Annotated in this window: 16 protein-coding genes; 11 read left to right on the top strand and 5 right to left on the bottom strand. The window is 40.8% G+C overall.

The features are described 5' to 3' along the window. Position 1: 1 nt before the first annotated feature. The 6 genes from uvrA to AC1EU0_RS02795 all read left to right on the top strand — a co-directional run bounded on the left by uvrA (position 2) and on the right by AC1EU0_RS02795 (position 10,702). Positions 2 to 2,827 carry an excinuclease ABC subunit UvrA gene (gene uvrA, locus AC1EU0_RS02820; protein WP_480300408.1) on the top strand — a complete coding sequence of 942 codons (2,826 nt, stop codon included), beginning with the start codon at positions 2 to 4 and terminating at the stop codon, positions 2,825 to 2,827. A 142-nt stretch (positions 2,828 to 2,969) separates the two neighbouring features. Continuing rightward, positions 2,970 to 3,890, top strand: coding sequence for a hypothetical protein (locus tag AC1EU0_RS02815; RefSeq protein ID WP_480300407.1), 921 nt, complete (start codon positions 2,970 to 2,972; stop codon positions 3,888 to 3,890). A 221-nt stretch (positions 3,891 to 4,111) separates the two neighbouring features. Continuing rightward, positions 4,112 to 4,951 carry a hypothetical protein gene (locus tag AC1EU0_RS02810; RefSeq protein WP_480300406.1) on the top strand — a complete coding sequence of 280 codons (840 nt, stop codon included), beginning with the start codon at positions 4,112 to 4,114 and terminating at the stop codon, positions 4,949 to 4,951. 134 nt (positions 4,952 to 5,085) lie between these two features. Beyond that, on the top strand, positions 5,086 to 7,227 hold the full coding sequence (locus AC1EU0_RS02805) for an RING finger protein (RefSeq protein ID WP_480300405.1): 2,142 nt from the start codon (positions 5,086 to 5,088) through the stop codon (positions 7,225 to 7,227). A 196-nt stretch (positions 7,228 to 7,423) separates the two neighbouring features. Continuing rightward, complete coding sequence (locus tag AC1EU0_RS02800; RefSeq protein ID WP_480300404.1) at positions 7,424 to 9,262, top strand: DEAD/DEAH box helicase; 1,839 nt, start codon at positions 7,424 to 7,426, stop codon at positions 9,260 to 9,262. Between the two features lie 177 nt (positions 9,263 to 9,439). After that, positions 9,440 to 10,702, top strand: coding sequence for a uracil-xanthine permease family protein (locus tag AC1EU0_RS02795; protein WP_480300403.1), 1,263 nt, complete (start codon positions 9,440 to 9,442; stop codon positions 10,700 to 10,702). Between the two features lie 50 nt (positions 10,703 to 10,752). Here the strand turns inward: AC1EU0_RS02795 and AC1EU0_RS02790 are convergent, their stop codons facing one another. Then, the gene (locus AC1EU0_RS02790; RefSeq protein WP_480300402.1) at positions 10,753 to 12,573 is read right to left on the bottom strand and encodes a hypothetical protein; all 1,821 of its coding nucleotides are present in this window, start codon (positions 12,571 to 12,573) and stop codon (positions 10,753 to 10,755) included. A 179-nt stretch (positions 12,574 to 12,752) separates the two neighbouring features. On the opposite strand from AC1EU0_RS02790, the gene AC1EU0_RS02785 reads away from it, so the two are divergent. The 5 genes from AC1EU0_RS02785 (at position 12,753) to AC1EU0_RS02765 (ending at position 18,431) form a co-directional block, all read left to right on the top strand. Beyond that, positions 12,753 to 13,319 carry a hypothetical protein gene (locus AC1EU0_RS02785; protein WP_480300401.1) on the top strand — a complete coding sequence of 189 codons (567 nt, stop codon included), beginning with the start codon at positions 12,753 to 12,755 and terminating at the stop codon, positions 13,317 to 13,319. 256 nt (positions 13,320 to 13,575) lie between these two features. After that, positions 13,576 to 14,358: a DNA/RNA non-specific endonuclease gene (locus AC1EU0_RS02780; RefSeq protein WP_480300400.1), complete on the top strand. Its 783-nt coding sequence runs from the start codon at positions 13,576 to 13,578 to the stop codon at positions 14,356 to 14,358. 193 nt (positions 14,359 to 14,551) lie between these two features. Continuing rightward, positions 14,552 to 16,072 carry a hypothetical protein gene (locus AC1EU0_RS02775; protein WP_480300399.1) on the top strand — a complete coding sequence of 507 codons (1,521 nt, stop codon included), beginning with the start codon at positions 14,552 to 14,554 and terminating at the stop codon, positions 16,070 to 16,072. Between the two features lie 336 nt (positions 16,073 to 16,408). Next, positions 16,409 to 18,004 (top strand): M28 family metallopeptidase, encoded by a 1,596-nt coding sequence (locus AC1EU0_RS02770; protein WP_480300398.1) that lies wholly within the window; start codon positions 16,409 to 16,411, stop codon positions 18,002 to 18,004. 91 nt (positions 18,005 to 18,095) lie between these two features. Next, positions 18,096 to 18,431, top strand: coding sequence for a hypothetical protein (locus AC1EU0_RS02765; protein WP_480300397.1), 336 nt, complete (start codon positions 18,096 to 18,098; stop codon positions 18,429 to 18,431). 6 nt (positions 18,432 to 18,437) lie between these two features. Here the strand turns inward: AC1EU0_RS02765 and AC1EU0_RS02760 are convergent, their stop codons facing one another. The 4 genes from AC1EU0_RS02760 to AC1EU0_RS02745 are packed head-to-tail and all read right to left on the bottom strand — an operon-like array spanning position 18,438 to position 20,325. Continuing rightward, entirely contained in the window at positions 18,438 to 18,896 is a 459-nt protein-coding gene (locus tag AC1EU0_RS02760; RefSeq protein ID WP_480300396.1) for a hypothetical protein, read from the bottom strand. Positions 18,897 to 18,940: 44 nt separating this feature from the next. Next, on the bottom strand, positions 18,941 to 19,381 hold the full coding sequence (locus AC1EU0_RS02755) for a hypothetical protein (RefSeq protein ID WP_480300395.1): 441 nt from the start codon (positions 19,379 to 19,381) through the stop codon (positions 18,941 to 18,943). Positions 19,382 to 19,415: 34 nt separating this feature from the next. Next, positions 19,416 to 19,862 carry a hypothetical protein gene (locus AC1EU0_RS02750; protein ID WP_480300394.1) on the bottom strand — a complete coding sequence of 149 codons (447 nt, stop codon included), beginning with the start codon at positions 19,860 to 19,862 and terminating at the stop codon, positions 19,416 to 19,418. A 16-nt stretch (positions 19,863 to 19,878) separates the two neighbouring features. Further along, the gene (locus AC1EU0_RS02745) at positions 19,879 to 20,325 is read right to left on the bottom strand and encodes a hypothetical protein (protein ID WP_480300393.1); all 447 of its coding nucleotides are present in this window, start codon (positions 20,323 to 20,325) and stop codon (positions 19,879 to 19,881) included. Between the last annotated feature and the right edge of the window lie 313 nt (positions 20,326 to 20,638).

Below are 20,638 nucleotides of genomic sequence, written 5' to 3'. Positions count from 1 at the left end.
GATGGATAAGATCGAAATACGCGGCGCCCGAACTCATAACCTCAAAAACATCAACCTAACCATTCCAAGAGATGAGTTAATCGTGATCACTGGATTGTCAGGTTCAGGTAAGTCATCACTAGCATTTGATACCTTATATGCTGAAGGTCAGCGTCGATATGTGGAATCATTATCGGCTTATGCTCGTCAGTTTTTGAGTTTGATGGAAAAGCCTGATGTGGATCATATTGAGGGCTTAAGCCCTGCCATTTCTATCGAGCAGAAATCCACATCTCATAATCCACGCTCAACCGTGGGTACCATTACTGAAATTTACGATTATTTGCGTCTTCTATACGCCAGAGTCGGTGAGCCACGCTGCCCGACACATCACCAACCGTTAACCGCACAAACCGTCAGTCAGATGGTAGACAAGGTATTAGAGCTTCCAGAAGGCAGTCGTCAAATGCTGTTAGCGCCAGTGGTGAATGGTCGTAAAGGTGAGCACGTTAAGCTATTAGAAAGCCTTGAAGCGCAGGGCTACATTCGTGCTCGTATTGACGGTGAAGTATGCGATTTGTCCGATCCGCCGACTCTGGACTTACACGTTAAGCACACTATTGAAGTTGTGGTGGACCGCTTTAAAGCACGTGACGACATAAAGCAACGCTTGGCAGAATCGTTTGAAACCGCATTAGAATTATCTGGTGGCTTGGCGTTAATCGTCCCAATGCAAGACGACACTGAGCAAGAGCCTTTAGTGTTTTCGGCTAACTTTGCGTGCCCTCATTGCGGTTACTCAATGACTGAGTTAGAGCCAAGGATCTTCTCATTCAACAATCCGGCTGGAGCTTGCGGTACTTGTGATGGCTTAGGCGTTCAGCAATTTTTTGACCCTGAACGAGTGGTTGTAAATGGTGAGTTATCCCTAGCTGGTGGTGCGATCCGCGGTTGGGATCGTCGAAATTTTTATTATTTCCAAATGCTGAAGTCTTTGGGAGAGCATTACGAGTTTGATGTTGAAACTCCGTTTGAGCAGCTCGATGATAAGATCAAAAAGATCGTGTTTTATGGCTCAGGAAAACAAAAAATTGCCTTTAAATATGTGAATGATAAAGGTGATGTGGTGAATCGTAATCACCCATTTGAAGGCATATTGAACAATATGGATCGCCGCTATCGAGAAACAGAAAGTAACTCGGTGCGTGAAGAGTTGACTAAATTTATCAACACTCAGCCTTGTCAAAGTTGTGATGGTTCACGATTAAAAGAGGAATCAAGAAACGTCTTTATCGAGAGTGTTAATTTACCCGAACTCACCACGTGGTCGATTGGTGAAGCTAAAGGGTATTTTGATGAACTGCAATTTGCAGGGCAAAAAGCCAAAATTGCAGAAAAAATTCTAAAAGAAATCCAAGAGCGTTTGGGCTTTCTGGTCAATGTTGGCTTAAATTACCTTAACCTTTCCCGTTCAGCTGAAACCTTATCGGGCGGTGAAGCCCAGCGAATTCGCTTGGCCAGTCAAATTGGTGCAGGGCTGGTTGGTGTGATGTATGTGCTTGATGAACCGTCTATTGGTTTACATCAACGTGACAATGAACGCTTATTGAATACCTTGAAGCACCTGCGAGATTTAGGCAATACAGTTATTGTGGTCGAGCATGATGAAGATGCCATTCGCATGGCGGATCATGTGATTGATATTGGCCCTGGTGCAGGTGTTCATGGCGGCAGCATTATTGCCAGCGGTAAACTTGAAGATGTCTTGGCTTGTAAGGAGTCGGTAACAGGGCAGTATCTTTCAGGCGAAAAACAAATTCATGTGAAAGGTGATCGCGTTGCTTATGACGCTGAGCAAGTCATTGAGTTGAAAGGAGCTCGTGGTAATAATCTCAAAAATGTCGATTTAACGATCCCACTTGGATTAATGACCTGTGTTACAGGCGTATCGGGTTCCGGTAAATCCACTTTGATCAACGATACGTTTTACAAGATTGCTCATCGGATGCTGAATAAAGCGACCGTGACAGAGCCTGCACCTTACGATGAAATCATCGGTATGGACAAGTGCGATAAAGTGGTGGATATCGATCAAAGTCCGATCGGGCGAACGCCACGTTCTAACCCTGCTACCTATACGGGAATATTCACGCCTATTCGTGAGTTATTTGCAGGCACACAAGAATCAAGAAGCCGTGGTTATCAAGTTGGGCGCTTCTCGTTCAATGTAAAAGGTGGCCGTTGTGAGGCTTGCCAAGGCGATGGTTTGATCAAAGTTGAAATGCACTTTTTACCTGATGTGTATGTACCGTGTGATTCGTGTAAAGGGCAGCGTTATAACCGCGAAACACTAGAAGTGCGCTATAAAGGCAAAAATATTCACGAAGTGCTGCAAATGACAGTGGAAGAAGCCAGAACGTTCTTTGATGCCATTCCGGCCATTGCTCGTAAGTTACAAACCCTGATGGACGTGGGTCTGTCTTATATTCGCCTAGGGCAAAGTGCGACAACCTTATCAGGTGGTGAAGCGCAGCGAGTGAAATTGGCAAAAGAATTGTCAAAACGCGATACAGGCAAAACCTTATATATTTTGGATGAACCAACTACTGGCCTTCATTTTGCCGATATCCAAATGCTGCTTGATGTTCTGCATCGTTTAAAAGCCCACGGCAATACTGTAGTCGTGATTGAGCATAATTTAGATGTGATCAAAACCGCCGATTGGATTGTCGATCTTGGCCCAGAAGGCGGTTCAGGTGGTGGAACCATATTGACTTCTGGAACCCCTGAACAAGTGGCGGAGCATCCGATTTCACATACGGCTCGTTTTTTAAAACCTATGCTGTGACTTTTGTCATAACTTATACCTACGGCATGCCCTTGCTGATGATGTTTTAATAGCAAGGGCAGTGAAATTAACAAAGCTTCACTGATACAAGTTAAGTAACCGAATATAATCTAATCAGTATTTCATTGATTGGGTTAGTTTTTTGAGTTCATATATCCCTTCACATCTCACGCTTGTTGGTGGACGTTTTGGCCGCTATGTTGAGCGAAATATTCCCTTTGAAGAAATTAAGGCGATGCGTGACTCTCAGACTTGGGAGAGCTATAGCACTGATACCTTTGGAGCACGTTTACACAAACGAATAGTAGACACTTTTTTTTCTCTACCCACTGAAGAAGTGTATTTGCAGCTTCATACCATCATTCATACGACTAACATGGATATCGCTTCTAAAGCTTATAATCGGCTGCAGAGTAAATTAAGAACCCTAGAGTCTGATATTCCTCAATTTTCAGTAACTCAAGATAAACCTATTGATGTATGCCCTGTGCCCGCAATGACAAAAACAACAACAAACCCCGATCTTTTTAAACAGGAGTTGCTCATCGTTGGTGGAAAACATTACCGACTTAGTGCCATACAATTAAATGAAACCCCGATAACGTGGGAAGAAAATGAATCTCGGCGCGTGGTTACTTCTGCACAGTATCAATTGTATTCCAATGATGACACTGTCACTCTTGGTGGAGTAAAAACATCAAAGACTGAAGTGGTTGCTGTCAAGATTCCAGATAGAGAATATGTATCAAAAAAGAGTGCGTTAAGTATCTCTAAACTCTGTGATGGTCACTTTGATGATATGAGTCAAGCACTGTCTGATTTGAATACTATTTTAGGCTCTCAAAATGAGTCTGATTGTTTCGCTGCTTTAAGGCGACTTCAAGCCAATTGTTATGACTTCCGTTTACAATTCAAATCTCAACCTGTCGAAGCGCGTAATGCCTTTTACCTTTTAGATAAAAAAGGGAACGCTCTCATAATTAGATGCAGTGATTTTGTTCATTCGCCTGAACAGTCACAAACTATGCCAGCACTTTCTTTCCCTATTTTACCAAGGTTTTGATGAGTATAGTGGACGCCTTGTAGCATAAAGCAGGCTGCTGCCAATAAGCGGAATGAACAAAAATTCACTTAATCAACAAAAGTGGCTGGCTATAATGTAATCATTATTTTACTGATTGGTTTATAGTTTTGACTACTTGTTATCATTCACACCTAACTCTTGCTGGAGAGTTTTGTGGTTTTTTAAGGGAACGAACAATCCCCTTTAATGACATACAACAAATGCAGAGTTGGCAGAGTTTTGATGTTACCGCTGTTCAATCAAAATGGCTAGACCGCAAAATAGACCGCTTTTTTGGTCTGCGAACTTACGAAGCCTATTTGCAGCTATATACAATAATACATACCACTGATTTAGCTATTGCCAATCAAGCTTATTATCGATTGCAAGATTTACTCAGAACCAAAGAGCCAGAAGAGATTCCAAATGGTTATACCATCCAAGAGAAATCGTTTGGTAGCACAGCAGAAAACGCTGTGGCTGAGCCTGATTCTATTTCTACTTTTGAACAACAAAGGTTGGTTACTATTGCAGGAGCACGTTATCGAATTAGTGCCCCTCAATTAAAATGCACCCCACAATCATCAATACCAGAAGAAGAGGAAAAGCCGAATAGTAAAAAGAAAATTACTACTAGTGCATCGTTTGAATTACTTTCGGCAGATTACACTTTCCCGCTTGGGGCAGTAAAACATTTGCGAGAAGATGCGCCATCTAGAGTCAGCGATAGAGATCATATTGTATTTTGGACTGCGATGGACTTTTTTACATGCTGTGATGGACATTTCGAAGAACCCAGTAGAGCAATTGAACATTTTGAAACCATTTTAACTTCAAACAATCCATCGAAGTGTTCTTTGGCATTTAATCGTCTTCAGTCGATGTGCTTTGATTGCCGTATTCAATTCAGATACGAAAATCTAGGTGAGAGAGAGGCATATTATTTGATTGATAAAAACAATGAATGTCGCGTGTTAAGGTGCGAGGACTTTTCTGCTTTATCACCAGATAAACCTAAGATTGCAGCGCCATTGCGTTTTCCCTATATTCCAAGGTTTTGATGATTGTTGGGATGTGTTTTAGCGTCATTATAGGTAAATGATAATTCATCATTTCTAATCGTTTTATCTAATAAAATATAACTAATGACATTTTTAATGAGAGTAAGTGAAAGCTCGATATTGGTGAATCTTTTATGGCGTCAGAATTATTATGGTCAGCGAATACCCATCAATTTATTTCTCAACGCGGGTTGGCTTCTATAGCAGTCTCGAAAGCGGGCTCGAGCGTTAGGGTTAATGCAGCAAAACATAACAGTTTATTGTATTTGGGGACATTTGCTCTAACTTATCATGCAGAGAATAGTCGATGGACAGTCAAAGCTTCAGAGGCTGTAACTCAGGATCAGGAAGTAAATAAGGCTCGAGTAGCGTTGGAAAGGTTCTTAAATGATGGCACTGTTGACTCTACCAATGGAGAGCAGCTTACGGTTAGCTTTAAAACGGAACAATTCTCACCTGCTCCCTTGAAGTCCAAAACATTAAAAAGTGATCCTGAAGATATCGCTTATCCTCGCAAGATGTCTAGCCATTTTTCGACATCACAAGCGCTTATTCAAAGTGTGAATGAATTACTCGATAGCCCCTACAGCGAACAAGAACATTTAGAGTGTTACAGCAAGGTATCTGAAACTCTATTATCTGATGAGTGGGGAATGATTGTGCAACGGCATGAGGATGGCAGCTTGAAAACGCTCTGCCTTGATCTTGAAGTTGATAGAGCAGTCAAAGCACTTATTGCAAGAATAGTAGAAAATAAATACAGTGAGTTTGTACGACTGGATACTGCTGATAGTTATTTTTGTGATCAAGCTTCTCACAAAAAGAAAACTTGGATAGGAGATTGCGTCGAAGAAAATTATCCTTTTTATGACTATTCTGGTCGCTTACCTTATATAGCTCAAGTGGCGAGTTGGAATTTTATATTAAGACGTGTAATTTCCCCTTTTTTACCAAATAAATCACCGAAACTTTTTAGAATTGAGCTATTTGATTTATTCAGAGACTTAATTCCCGAAAAGAACACTCATAGTATACAGCCTATGAAATATAATGAACCTAGACGTTTTATACGTTTTAGGGTTCGTGAAGCTAGTGGAAGCTATACAGCCGATAATCCAAAAAGTGTGGGATGTCGTTGGTTGCAAGAGCGTAGCCGGGTCTTTCAAAACCATCTTGATGGTATGGAATTGTATTTATATTTTATAGGTAGAGGGCCTGCTACGGGTTTGAATATCCCGTTATCAGGCTGTCAAATAACACTACGAAAACAGCCTAAAGGCAATACAGAAAAAGCTAATCATCTAACGCCACAAACAGAAGCATTAAGATTCACCAAAGAAAATAAAGTATCTCCGAGGTTTATGGAGAACCTGCAATTAGTTTTACCGCCACGTGATGATTATCAAGCAGTGCTTACAGTGTTATTTCTCGAAAACGGGCATTTATATTTGTTGCCTAAATTATTGGGTGAGGACGATGCGGCATTTACATTAAAACTTGATGCTTTGTTAACGAAGGAAACCAGTAAGACAGTGAATGTTGTATTTTTTCCTATTCAACAACATTCTTTATCGTTATTGAATAATTTGAGTTTACGTTTTGGAGACGATGCTCAATTAGATATTATTGCCCCATTAAGGCAGCTAACCAGAGAGTTAGAATGTAAACCTAAAAATCAGAAATGGACTCTTCAACAGTACAGTCAGTTTGTCGGTGATCTAACTGACATAAAAGGAAATGTTAGCTTCACTTTTTTCGAACATGGGCAACAGTTTCACTTTAAACATGGGGATGGTGCCAAAGCTTCTGCAGTGCAAACTGAGTGCGTGATATCACCATATACTTGGTCAAAAAAGGCTGAAATTGTTCTTAGAGAGAAGTTTTTACAACAGATGGGGCCAGTATTCTTACAGAGCTTTTTGAGTAGAATGGTCTGTCCAATATCGCTTGCTGGTTTAGCTGAAATTAAGGAGCCATGTTTAGACCGAGTGGGTAATGTTTTTGAAAAGGGATTGTTAGTCGAAGCGTTGCAAATTAGGCCTGTAAACCCTGTAACTAATGAATCGATGACCGAGGCAGACATTATAACCCAAGGACCCATAATGAGTTTCATTCTTGAAGTACGGGATGCACTCATGCTTAAAGGTATTGAAGAATTTTCGCAGGCAGATCCCCTTAGAGATATGCTATCAAAAGCAAGTCAACAGAAGTCAGAGCAAGACGAAAGCCGAGTAACAATCGAAAAGCCTGCTCTTATGGATGTTCGTAAGTCATAGAGCCATAAAAAGACAACATGCTGAATACAAATTGGTATTATGATTAAAGGATTTTTCAACAACCCATAGCCAAGATTTAGCGAGTCTGGTATACTCCGTCGCTTCGGTGCGGGAAATCGACACGATTGATAATAGGTTGATTTTCTGTCTTTAGAAGTAAATTGCGCTTCCTGCGCATCCACAAGGCTACAACCTAATGTCATCCAGTGAAAAAACCTTCCGTGAACTCGGTTTATCCGATGCCCTTCTGCGCTCGCTTGACGAGCTAGGTTACGAAAAACCTACCCCAATTCAGTCTGCCAGTATTGAGCCATTAATGGCTGGTAAAGACATTCTTGGTCAAGCACAAACAGGTACAGGTAAAACCGGTGCGTTTGCTTTACCATTATTGAACAGCTGCGATGCCAAGCTGTCTCAACCACAAATTTTAGTTCTTGCGCCAACGCGTGAGCTAGCCGTACAAGTTGCTGAGGCGTTTAACAGTTACGCTAAGCACATGAAAGGTTTCCATGTATTGCCTATCTACGGCGGTCAAAGCATGGGACAACAATTGCACCAATTGAAACGTGGTCCACAAGTGATCGTGGGTACGCCTGGTCGTGTAATGGATCATATGCGTCGTGGTACGCTTAAGTTAGAGCACCTAAAAGCATTAGTGTTGGATGAAGCCGATGAAATGCTAAAAATGGGCTTTATTGATGATATCGAATGGATCTTGGATCATAAACCAAAGAACAGTCAGTTAGCATTGTTTTCGGCAACCATGCCTGAGCAAATTAAGCGTGTTGCCAAGAAACACTTGAATGATCCTGTTTTAGTTAGTATTGCCGCAAGCCACACTACCGTTGAGTCAATTGAACAACGCTTTGTACAGGTTTCACAGCACAACAAACTTGAAGCGCTAGTACGTGTACTTGAAGTTGAAAATACCGAAGGTATCATCATTTTCGTTCGTACCCGTAATTCATGTGTCGAGTTAGCTGAAAAGCTAGAAGCTCGTGGCTATGCTTCATCGCCATTACATGGTGATATGAACCAGCAAGCGCGTGAACGTGCGGTAGACCAATTAAAAACGGGCAAACTAGACATCATCATCGCGACTGACGTTGCGGCGCGTGGTCTTGACGTTGAACGTATTGGTCACGTGATCAACTTTGACATTCCTTACGATACAGAAGCGTATGTACACCGAATCGGTCGTACGGGTCGTGCAGGTCGTACCGGCATGGCGATTTTGTTTGTGACTCACCGTGAAATGCGTATGTTGCGTACCATTGAACGTGCCACTAACAGCCGTATTGCACCAATGAGCGTTCCAAGCCCTGAAATCGTTGCTGAAAAGCGCTTATCACGCCTAGGTGAGCAGATTGCCAAGACGTTATCTGGCGATTTAGGTTTCATGAAAGAAGCCGTGGCCGAGTTGTGTAACCAGCTTGAAGTGGATACTGATTTGTTAGCTGCTGCACTGCTACAAAAGGTGCAAGCAGAGCGCCCATTACAATTGCCAGCAATGCAAGAGCGAGTACGTGATAAGCGTGAACGTACTGAGCGTAGTGATCGAGATGGTGCTCGCCGTCCTCGTGAACGTGGCCCTATCGCACCAGGTAAAGCCGAAGGCTTAAAAGATAACCCTGATGTGAAAATGTGTCGCTACCTGATTGAAGTGGGTCGTGATAACAATGTTGGCGTAGGTAACATTGTTGGTGCAATTGCTAATGAAGCGAACATTGATAGCCGTTACATCGGTCAAATTCACTTATACGATGCTGTGACTACGGTAGATCTTCCTGAAGGTATGCCAAAAGATGTACTGCAGCACCTGAAAAAAGTGCGCGTATGTGGTCGTCAGTTGAATCTGCGTGAAGCAGGCGATCAAGTGATCGAAGACAATGGCGGTAACAACCGTCCACCACGCCGTCGTAATAACGAGCGTCGCGGTGGGGAACGTCGTGGTAATGGCAATGGTAATGACCGCAGTCGTTCAAACCGCCCACAAGGTGAACGTCGTCCGCGTCGCTCAAAAGAACAAGCTTAATCGTTTAAAAATACGATGAGTAAAAAGGAGCTTCGGCTCCTTTTTTGCTAAATAAATCTCAACTGGTATGTTCTTAAAACAAAACGGCTTTTTTAACAGATAGTGTTTTGTGATCTTGATCCCTTAGATTACAATCTCCGTCCAGCTTTTCTACCTCAATCTGAAACAGTTGGAATTATGGAACAAACCTCTCCCCCTTCGAATTTACAAAATGCCCTTGCTGGTTCACAAATGCTTTTCGTTGCCTTTGGTGCAATGGTATTAATGCCAATTTTAACGGGTCTTGATCCCAGCGTTGCCATGTTTGGTGCGGGTTTGGGGACCTTGTTATTTCAATTGGTTACTAAGCGTAAAGTCCCTGTATTTCTGGCGTCTTCTTTTGCTTTTATTGCCCCAATTTCACTCAGTATCCAAAACTGGGGAATTTCAGCGACCATGGGTGGTTTGATTGCCGTTGGTATCGTTTATTTATTGCTAGGACAATTCGTTCGCTGGCGAGGTACCGCTTTACTGAAGAAAGTGCTGCCTGCTGTTGTCGTTGGGCCTGTGATCATGGTGATCGGTTTAAGTTTAGCTCCTGTTGCCGTGCAAATGGCCATGGGTAAAACCGGTGACGGTGCGATTGAGTTATTTGCTTATCAAGATGCATTAATCGTTTCTATGGCTGCCTTGATCACAACATTGACTGTAGCAACATTAGCAAAAGGCTTGTTCCGTTTGGTACCGATTTTATGTGGCGTAATAGTTGGCTCTATCGCCGCAGGATTATTAGGTATGCTGGATGGCAGTAAGATCAGTGAAGCGGCTTGGATTGCGATGCCAAACTTTGTTGCACCAGAGTTTAACTGGCAAGTGATTCTATTTATGTTGCCTGTCGCGATTGCACCAGCCATTGAGCATATTGGTGACGTACTTGCTATTGGGAACGTAACGGGTAAAGACTATGTGAAAAAGCCGGGGTTGCATTGCACCTTATCGGGAGACGGGATTGCAACCAGTGTTGCTGCTTGTTTTGGTGCGCCGCCTAATACTACTTACTCAGAAGTGACAGGCGCGGTAATGCTGACTAAAAACTTCAACCCTGTGACCATGACTTGGGCAGCTTGTATTGCCATTGTATTGGCATTTTGTGGCAAGTTAGGGGCATTACTGCAATCGATCCCAACGCCAGTGATGGGTGGCATTTTAATCCTGTTGTTTGGCTCTATTGCTGCGGTAGGGATGCACAGCTTAGTAAAAGATCAGGTGGATTTAAGCAAGCAGCGTAACCTGTGTATCGTGGCAACGATTCTGGTGTTGGGGATTGGTGGTATGTCGGTCGGTTCGGCGACGTTTTCACTAACGGGCATTAGTTTGTGTGGTGTTGTGGGGATTTTGATGAATTTGATTTTGCCGCAAGAGAGCAAAGGATCTGAATTGTCAGAAAATAAAGCTGAATAATTAAGTGGAAGTTATTCAAGAGGTCGTGGGTGTGTTACAAACGGCTTCTTTTATAAAGTAGCTTGCCAATTAATCACATCATCGAGTGAGTTTTCTAATGGATATTCTGTTGGTTCTCGCAGAAAGCTTCGAACCTGTTCAAGACACTCTGGTTTGATTACTTGTATAAGAACTTGATCCAACATTGCTCTATGCTCTTCGGAATTGCTGTGTTCATGGAGTATTCCATGTTCAAACATATCTGCTCTTGAATGCGAGTATGTTGGTACATTTTTCATTATCGTAACGGATACACTTTGTAGTAAAGAAATTAACATGGCGTAGTTATCTGCAGACTCAATGATATTTTGATCGCCATCTTCTTTACCTGCAAGTAATTCTGTCGTCATATAAGGTTGAGCGCCGCATCTTCTGTAAGCACTACCATAATTAGGTGTATACATTTCATCCAAATCTATAAAGTGAACTTTAGGGTTTTCAATTGGAATTTTTTTTCCATTTGCTCCTACTTGATGATCTCGATACACAAGGTTTTCGTTTTTTATGTCTCGAAAGTAGATACCATGCTTATGAGCTGAAGCGAGATCTTCACATGCAATTTTAAAAGCTTGTAGCGGAATAGAAGTATTGGTTCGATCTACAAATTGTTTGGTATTTTCTCCACCATTGACCGCAAGTCTTCGGCCTTGGTCATCTAATGAGCCTTGCATGCTTGGTTGGATTGAACGTCCTTTAAACGAAGCATTTGGTAAAGCAAGTTTAAGCTCATTAAGAGCTTCAATAAAGTAATCCTGTTGTTCAAAATGTTCTGCTAGTCTACCATGTTCATGTAAGTCAATCTCACTAATAGGCTCAAGAAGCGTTTTGTCTAAGTCACTTTCAAACACGTGGGTAAATCTTAAATATTGAGCATCAGCTCTATCAAGTCTGCTATGTGCACCCGATATATCGCTTTGTGGTCTAGATGTCGGTCTTCTCATCAACGGAAACAAGCCGCTAGGGTCGACATAGTAACGTGTTCCATCTTTGCTGGTCATAACGGCTTGTTTAGCACCCGTTGCATGGGCTTGTTTTAGTGCTGCCGCTTTATTCATTCTAAAGGCTCTATAATTTCTGAGGATTTTTTTGGCCGCTTGGGTTCGGTTCTGGTCATGGGGTTTTGCTTCTATTTTTTGTGTGCTGGGTGCTTCTGTAACAGTGCTACTATCTTGGTCTACTTTATTTAATCTAAGCATATCCTTAAACGCAGCTTTGTCTTCTTCAAGTGTTGATTCAGGAAAAATGTCGTCATTTTCTAAAGTGGAGAGGTCATTTGGATTTTCTTGGTACATTTGAAGCAATACTTCTTCAGAATCTTGTTGCAGTTGCTCCATTAATTGTTGCCAACCTTCATTAGGGTGATGAAGTAATAAACGTTTGCCTTGTTCTGCCATGAACCATTGCTGAGCTATTGATGCAGGTATTATTTCTTCGGGTAAATCGTTAAAGGAAAATTCAAGAGAAAATGGCAGATCTTGTAATTGAAAGTGGTACGCAACTTTATGAGACTTTTCCCCTAAAGGGGCTTGTTGAACCGAAATTTTTAAACTCGAACGGTGCTTAGGGTCGACGAGCTGTGTGAGCCGATCATAGGCTTGAGTTTTGTTAATAATATCTTCGGAAGTAACTGGAGAATGTTCTTGAAACAACAAATACAACAGTTTGTGGACTTCAGCTTTATTCCTAGAAAAAAGCTTATCCAACACTTTGTCAATAAAGCTTAGCTTTGTTGCCTCTTCAAGAGATTGAGCACTTTTGATGGTATCAAGCTGTTCTTGATTAATGGTTAAATTTTTTGTGAAACTTGCATCACTGCGTATAACCAAAGACACAACTCATTCCTTAAATTTGTATCTGTATCTGCTTTAACCATGGCCGAAAAAGGCTAAAAGCGCAAACCAGATAATTTATATTACTTATTGATAGTTAAGAATAAAAGTTACAAAAAACCATGTTGCTCATTTTTTAGCTATCGAATATGATAGCCCTGATTTTTTTATAAGGGATTATTATGAAACTTTTTAAACTCGCGCTACTTCCTCTTGCTCTTGGTTTATCATTCAATGCAATTGCAGATAACCATAAATCTGTTCTTTCTAACACTAACATTCATGCGGGGTATGCCATGATTGACACTTCTGGACTGGATCCAAAAGGTCTCACCCTTGGCGGCGGCTATCAGTGGGGGAATGGATTTTATGTTGCTGGTGAATACTTAGATTTAAAAACTACTGCTTTTCGTCGTGATATTGACTCGACATTCTTGGAGGCTGTTGTAGGTAAGCAGTTCGAAATCAATGATAGTTCAGTTATCGACCTTGATGCTGGTTGGCAAAAGGCGGAGGCGAAAAGCGGCTCAATAAAAATTGATGATTCTGCATTTGTGATTACAGCGAAATATAAAGTTGAAGTGGTTGATGGTTGGATGCTAAATATCGGCGGCAAACATAATGACGGTGACACACTGTTAGTGGCTGGTACCGAGTACATGTTTACTAATGGTTTTGGCTTAGGTTTTGATTTAGAAACAAAATCAGGTAATTCACTGATGCAATTTAAAGCAAGCTATCGTTTTTAATTGATCTTTGAGGCGAAGCTAGCATGCTTCGCCCTTTAATCGCATACTTCCCCCTCTCAAGATCAAAAATCTTAATCTTCGTCAATATCTGTATACATAATCTCAACTCATCATTAGAAATTAAACTTACCTCACATCACCGCTGTAACAAAACTGTAATCTTTCTCCTTAAAATACATTGTCGCCAACTCTGGCGAAACATAACGAATCTAGAAAACACCATTAGAAGTGATATCTAGAATAACAAGGGGTAAAAATGAAAAACGTAATGATGGTAGCTACTGCTATTTCTGCTGTGGCCTCTTTTTCTGCGTCTGCAGATAATTGTGGTCAATATGGTTGTCCAACAGGTGGTGTTGCCACTAACCAAGTCATTGAAAGACCTATCTATACACTGTCTAACAATGCTCAAACTAAGTTTGCGGACTGGGTAGCTTACCAAGTCACACCACAAACGATTGATGGTGGCTCTCGCACTCGCACATGGCGAGCTGATCCACAGTTGCCTGAAAATGCGACCTTAGAGCCAAGCGATTACAGAAGCGCTCATGCCACTATTGGTGTGGACAGAGGACATCAAGTGCCTTTGGCTTCATTTAGTAACACACCATATTGGAGTGCGACTAACTATTTAAGCAATATCACTCCTCAATCCAGTGAGTTAAACCAAGGTCCTTGGGTAAAACTCGAAAACGCGGTTCGTGGTGCGGTAAGAACTGGCAATTCGGTATACGTTATTACGGGGCCATTGTACGAATATGATTTTGCTTCTTTGCCTGAAGCGGATGAAGAACACTTTGTGCCATCAGGCTACTTTAAAGTGGTTGCAACCATTTCAAATACAGGGTGGATTAATGCGTCAGGTTTTATCATGGAACAAACGGCTGGACGCCGTGATGATTACTGCCGCACGGAAGTGACGATTGATGAAATTGAATATCGCTCAGGATTAAACTTTTTCCCAACTTTGGCTCCGAATGTGGAAAATTCCGTTGAAGCGAGAACTGGTGGGTTAACCCGTTTGATGAACTGCCAGTAATCTTATTTTGATCATATTGGAAACGTCCAAAGGAGCTTAGGCTCCTTTTTTTAGGATAATGTGTTATTTGCAAATATTTTCACAATGACATAGTGACAATATGCGTTTGTATGAATGAATGTTAACTGTACTGGGATTATGAGTTTTGAAAAAATAGAGGATTCAATACTTTAAATCTTGTGAAGTCTAACTAATGTCTTTAAGCGTTGAGCCTTTATTATCACAAGCTCTTGCGGATTTTGTTCCTCCAAATAGAGAGGGCGAGCAATGTGAAAGTGGTCACCACTTAGGGGAAGTGATAATACATGCAGATCTTGCTGTTGTTCATAAGCCTCCAGAATGTAAAGGCTGGGGAGATTTTGACGATAATGAAGTGATTTACGATTTAACTCAAATACCCTTACATCAGTTAATTTTGAAAAGCGCTTGTCCCAACGTTATTCCTGATTTTCATAAAGCACGAGATGGATTTCATCAATCGGAATATAAAGAATTAGAAGTTCATTCTGAGCAATGCTCGAAACGTTGGCTTGAAGTCAGTAAGCACTATTTTTTAAAGGGCTCGAAAATAGAATCCATGTTGGGAAGCTTTTTCGATATAGGTCTAGACCTGTTTAGTCAAATGGATGATGAGCCTAAGCGAAAGTTGTTGCAAAAGCACAGTAACTGTCCGATGGTGAGCTTTCATGATCCTAGGAGCTGTGCTAAGGGGTCATCATATACTGTTGATGTGCCTCAATCTATTCGAGATCAACACGTAATTACCGTTCCAAAATTTAAAGAGTGGCTGAGTGGTGAGGCCATTCAGAAAGGTCGACTGCTTGATAAAATATTAACGAAAAAGCTCAAACAGTATGGGCTTCATCATGCAAACTTACTTACTCTCCGTGGACATGTTCATTCAAAATATGCCGATGAAATTGTGCAAAGTGCGATGTTTACAGATGTTTGTGATTCACCGCTAATCCTACACGGCCCTGTTCCCCATGCCCTCCAATTAATAAATTTTTTAAGTGATGATGAAATATCGCCAAATGACGTGTTTTTAATTTTTAGACATCATAAGTTCAACAATTTTTTTGATCGGCGTGTTGAAAAGCAAAAAACTCACCATGACTATGATGCTTCTTGGCATCGGCGATATTATCACGGGCTTTTTGAGCGATTAACTATTTTTAGTCCTGAGCCTATTCACTCTGCTCTTATTCAAAAACAGGTTTCAGCTGCGATTTGCGAAGTATCTGCTAATGGTACCGTTGAGCAAAAGCAGGAATTATTGAGCTTATTTAAAATAAAGCGTGAGCAAGCCACTGGTAATTTAGAGGATGATCTGCGCTTAGTCGAAAAGGTAATTAAAAATTTAGAGGCTTACATTATTCACTCGCAATATAAGGCCTTCTATCGAGCGGGTTATGATAATTTACCTCTGAATACACGAGAGGCTTTCACACCGCTTTCAGATACCTTAGATCGACAGTGTGATGTTGATAAGATTCGGACGCAACTCAAGAAAGGTTATATTGTCGCTGTTGTGTTTGTTCGAGCAGAAGGAGAAAACCCTGAACATACCATTTTATCAACCCTTGAAGAGTTTGATGAATTTTATGGTGAGTTAGCTGCTTTTTATTCTTGGGGGTTTATTACTGATAAAGGACATAGCGAGGATGAAAATGATAGCCTTCAAGCGATTTTGGCTAGAGTTGCAACAAAATAGAGAAGTGTTGTGCTATTCAACCATGCAATCTAATAAGTACCCATGCAAATGAAAACATATTTTTTGATATCCCTTTTAAGTACTGTGCTGTGTTCCTCTTGCTTGAAAGACTGACGGTATTACCGACATACAAAACTGTCGTTATTACATTTCCTGCGCAAGAGCGCCTTGCTCAGTACCTAAAATGAACACCAAAATTATTCGATTACATTTGCACGAGTACTTAATGACTGATCTATAAGGTTACATTCAGCGCAAAATCAGTTTTGTAAGGGTAGAATTTAAACTTAGATTTACACTCTGTTTCATTTCAAATCAATCTAAGGTTAACGTTGCATGAATAAAGCCATTTTATTAGCTGTAATAGCTATAATGAGCTGTACCATTTTTCAAGCTTCAGCAGCAACTTATCAATTCCACGAAAAAAAATACCGGCAAGATGTTAAAACCTTATCATCTACAAAATTTGGAGGGCGAGCACCATTAAGTCCACATGAGAAACTCACCACAAATTATCTCGTTAACGCCTACAAAAATATTGGTTTATTGCCGGGCTATAAAGGTAAATATATACAGCCAGTTCCCATGGCAAAAATCAAAACCGATCAAAATATGAAATTAAACATTGGGCATGAATCCTTTACTAATGTTATTGAATTTACGGCGAGAACTGAGCGCCTCAATAAGCAGATAACTTTAAAAGACAGTGAAGTGGTATTTTGTGGCTATGGGATAGATGCACCTGAATATCATTGGAACGATTATCAAGGTGTGGATGTAAAGGGCAAGACAGTGATTGTGTTAGTGAATGATCCGGGCTTTACTACCCAAAACCCTCAATTGTTTAACGGCAATGCTATGACGTATTATGGCCGTTGGACGTATAAGTTTGAAGAGGCGGCAAGGCAGGGCGCAAAAGCGATATTTGTTGTGCATGAAACGGCACCAGCGGGTTATGGTTGGGATGTTGTAAAAAATTCAGTGGGCGGTAATCAGTTATCGCTGGTGGATGATGCTCATAACCAAGATACTGTTGCTGTAATGGGCTGGCTTCAACATCAAGCGGCACAAAAAATATTTTCTGAAGCAGGCTATGACTTTGATAAGTTAAAACAACAGGCGGTTTCCCGCTATTTCAGGCCAATTGAATTAAAGCTTAAAGCAAATCTGACCTTAAACAATCATGTGACGCAATCTACCTCATACAATGTGATTGCTAAATTGCCAGCTAAAACCAAAACCAATGAGACGATTGTGGTTCATGCTCACTGGGATCATTTAGGTCAACATATTGATAGCAAAGGGGTTGTACACACTTTTCATGGTGCTGTTGATAATGCATCTGGCGATGCAGGGGTGATGGACCTTGCACGAAACCTAAAGGCTCAATCGGATAAAGTGCCTTTTGCACGTAATATTCTATTTACTGATTTTACTGGTGAGGAGGCGGGATTACTCGGTGCTAAGCAATTTGCTAAAAAACCACCAGTACCTACCAAAGACATTGTGGCCTTTTTAAATATTGATGGAATGAATCCAAATAGGGCGGTGAATTATGAGTTGCAATATGGCAAAGGTATGTCTGAATTAGATAATTATTTGGAAGCAGCTGCTAATGCTCAAGGGCGCTATGTGAAATCGGATCCCCGTCCACAAACAGGCTTGTTTTTTCGCTCAGATCATTTTGCATTAGCTCAGGCAGGAGTGCCGGGGTTATTGTTTATGAGCCTTGGTGATACCGATCCTAACTACATCAAATACAAGTATCATAAAGAAGCCGACAAGTATGATCCGTCATGGAACTTAGGTGGAGTGAAACAAGATTTAGCCCTAATGGGCAGTATTATTACAAAACTAGCCAATAATCACGATTGGCCAAAGTGGTTAACTGATTCTGCGTTCAAGAAGCGCCGTGCAGAAGATGGGCGGTAGTCAATTGCACGGATTTAGCACTGAGTTGGCAAGATCAACGGCGAGGTGTTACATTCTTAATTATTACTTTTATCTAAATTATTAAGTAGTTATGAAGCTTTCAGTTAAAGCCGCTTTGTATTCAGCTTTTGTCTGCCCTGGGGCTGGTCACCTTATTCAAGGCCATAAATACAGAGGGTATGGTTTTATTGCACTTACTTTGGTAAGTCTTGTTATGTTGATCAAACCAATATTGGACGTTGCCCAACGTATCGCTGATCAAATTGTCAGTGGTGAGTTACCGTTAGATCCGGCTGCAATTATGACGACGATTCACCAATCGGTTTATAGCGAGATTTTAGTCACGGCCAATCTAGGGATCATATTGCTGATTGCTTGCTGGATAGTTGCCTTGTTAGATTGTATTCGTGAAGGGATGAAGCAATAAATCATTCTATTCCCAAGGAACACAGTGATTAAAATCGCACTTCAATCCAATCATATCTGTCATTTCACCATCATAAATTTGCTTGCCTGCATAAGGATTGTAGGCTTGTAGATGAACTTGGCTTCTGTAGTCAGCATCGTTTAGCCAATAGTGCCTTGCTTGCTTTTGTGCGAAAGAAACCACTAAACCATTATCAAGTTTAACATTCAGATACGATAGTGATGAATCATTGAGTATGGGAAAGCAATTTTTAGTCACATTCACATAGGTTAAGCAGTATTCTTTGCCTGTCTTTGGATAAGGCTGTGGTGTAAAATTGTTATGTGGCGTTACTTCAGAAGCACTATTAACTGATGAAACAAGGTAATGAGCAGGCTCACTGGCGTACGATGTAAAGCGAAACAAAGTGAGAATAGCGAATAAAGCTCCTTGAGTATATTTATGGTGAGTTGAGTGTTTCATCATTCGCTCTCCAAGCAATTAATGATTAATGTATAAGTGATAATGGCCTAACTCCAAGGCTTGCATTGATTGCCATCACAAGTTAATCCGACCAGGTCATTCACATCACCTTCAAAAATCTGCTTTGTTGAAGATTGGTTATAGACTTTGACATGAATTAATTTAGTGTTGTCATCAAAAATAAAAATTTTAAATTGCTCACTTGGTACCTCGATTATTGGGTCGCTACCGACACCGACATCCATAATTGAATTTACAGAAGTATTACTGAACGGAAAGCAATTACTCATTCTCCTTGCATTTAGACATACCTCTCTACCTGATTGAGGCGCAGAGCGCATTGAAAAATTATTGCCTAATTTTAGCGGCAGTGACTTAATGGTTTGAACGTTATCCGAGCTTTTGGAAGTGATAGCTTGAGATGCAAAGCTTGTTAAAACCGAGAAAATGGCCATAGCCGTATATGTAGATAAGTTTGATAATTTCATCGTTTATAGCCCTTAAACTCAGTGGGTTAAGGTGTTAATTCCATGGTTTGCAATGATCGCTATCGCAACTTAACCCAACCATATCTTTAACTGTTCCCTCATAAATTTGTTTGCTTTCATAGGGATTGTAAACACTAATATGAACTTCCTTGACGTATGGTTTTACCTTAAATCCCCTTTCTTGATACATTTCAACCGCTTCGACTCGACAGGGAGTGAACGTAATGTTCATAAACGAATTGGTCGAGGTATTATGAAATGGAAAGCAGTTGTGATCTCGTCCGACGGTATTTAGGCAAAAATCCTTGCCTGATTGATCTTGTGAAGGTACTGAAAAATTGCTAACTGATGTGAGCGGTAAGGGCTGGACCAGTAGATTGTTTCCTGTCTGCTTGTGAGCAACAACAGGTGATGCTAAGCAAGTCAGAGGTGAGACGATTAGAAGTACCCCGAAGCACTTAATTGATTTTGATAATTTCATTATTGATCACCCTTAATTAATTCCAAGGTTTACATTGATTACCATCACAAGTTAATCCCACCATATCCCATACGTCGCCGGTATATATTTGCTTGCCTGTTGCAGCGTTATAAGCGGTTACATGAAGCGGATTTCTACGACTCCTTGAAGACAAAGTTCTTACTTTGTGCATCTCAACACCTCTCATTGAGCCATCTTCAAAAGCGACGTTCACAAATGAATTGTCCGAGGTATTATAAAATGGAAAGCAGTTGCTATCTCTGTTGTAAATAATCTCACAATAATTTCCACCAGAAGATTTATAGGATGCAGAAAAATTATTTCCAGAATCTTTAGGCTTGAGATTAACAATATCTATTCTGCTGGATTGCTTATTGGGGTGTGCAGCAGCGGAAAAAGTCACTGCACATGGAAGTAAAAACAGTAATGCAAGTGTACATGGATATAGAGCTAATCGTTTCATGTACTATCTCCTTAGATTTGAAAAGAAGCATTACAATTCAGCCCTGAATGATAGGTAGTCCTTTCAGTTGATAAATAAGGTTAATGATTTACTCTAAGATGCCAAAGTCGAGAGTCTCATTATGAGATGGTGAATGAAAATAACTTTTAGCAATAATAATTGTATTTTGACTATAACAATGTGACTTGAGTAGATTGATAACTAATTTTTCCAGAACCATCTTCGCCGACTTTCTAATGCATCTTGGTTGCCATTCCACGAGCAGCGGGTACAAAAACTTCCCTTTTCAAGCACTAATATTTCAGCTATTAGG

The organism is Parashewanella sp. 2210YD4-3 (assembly GCF_056591735.1).
This window is presented reverse-complemented; position numbering and strand designations above follow the sequence as displayed.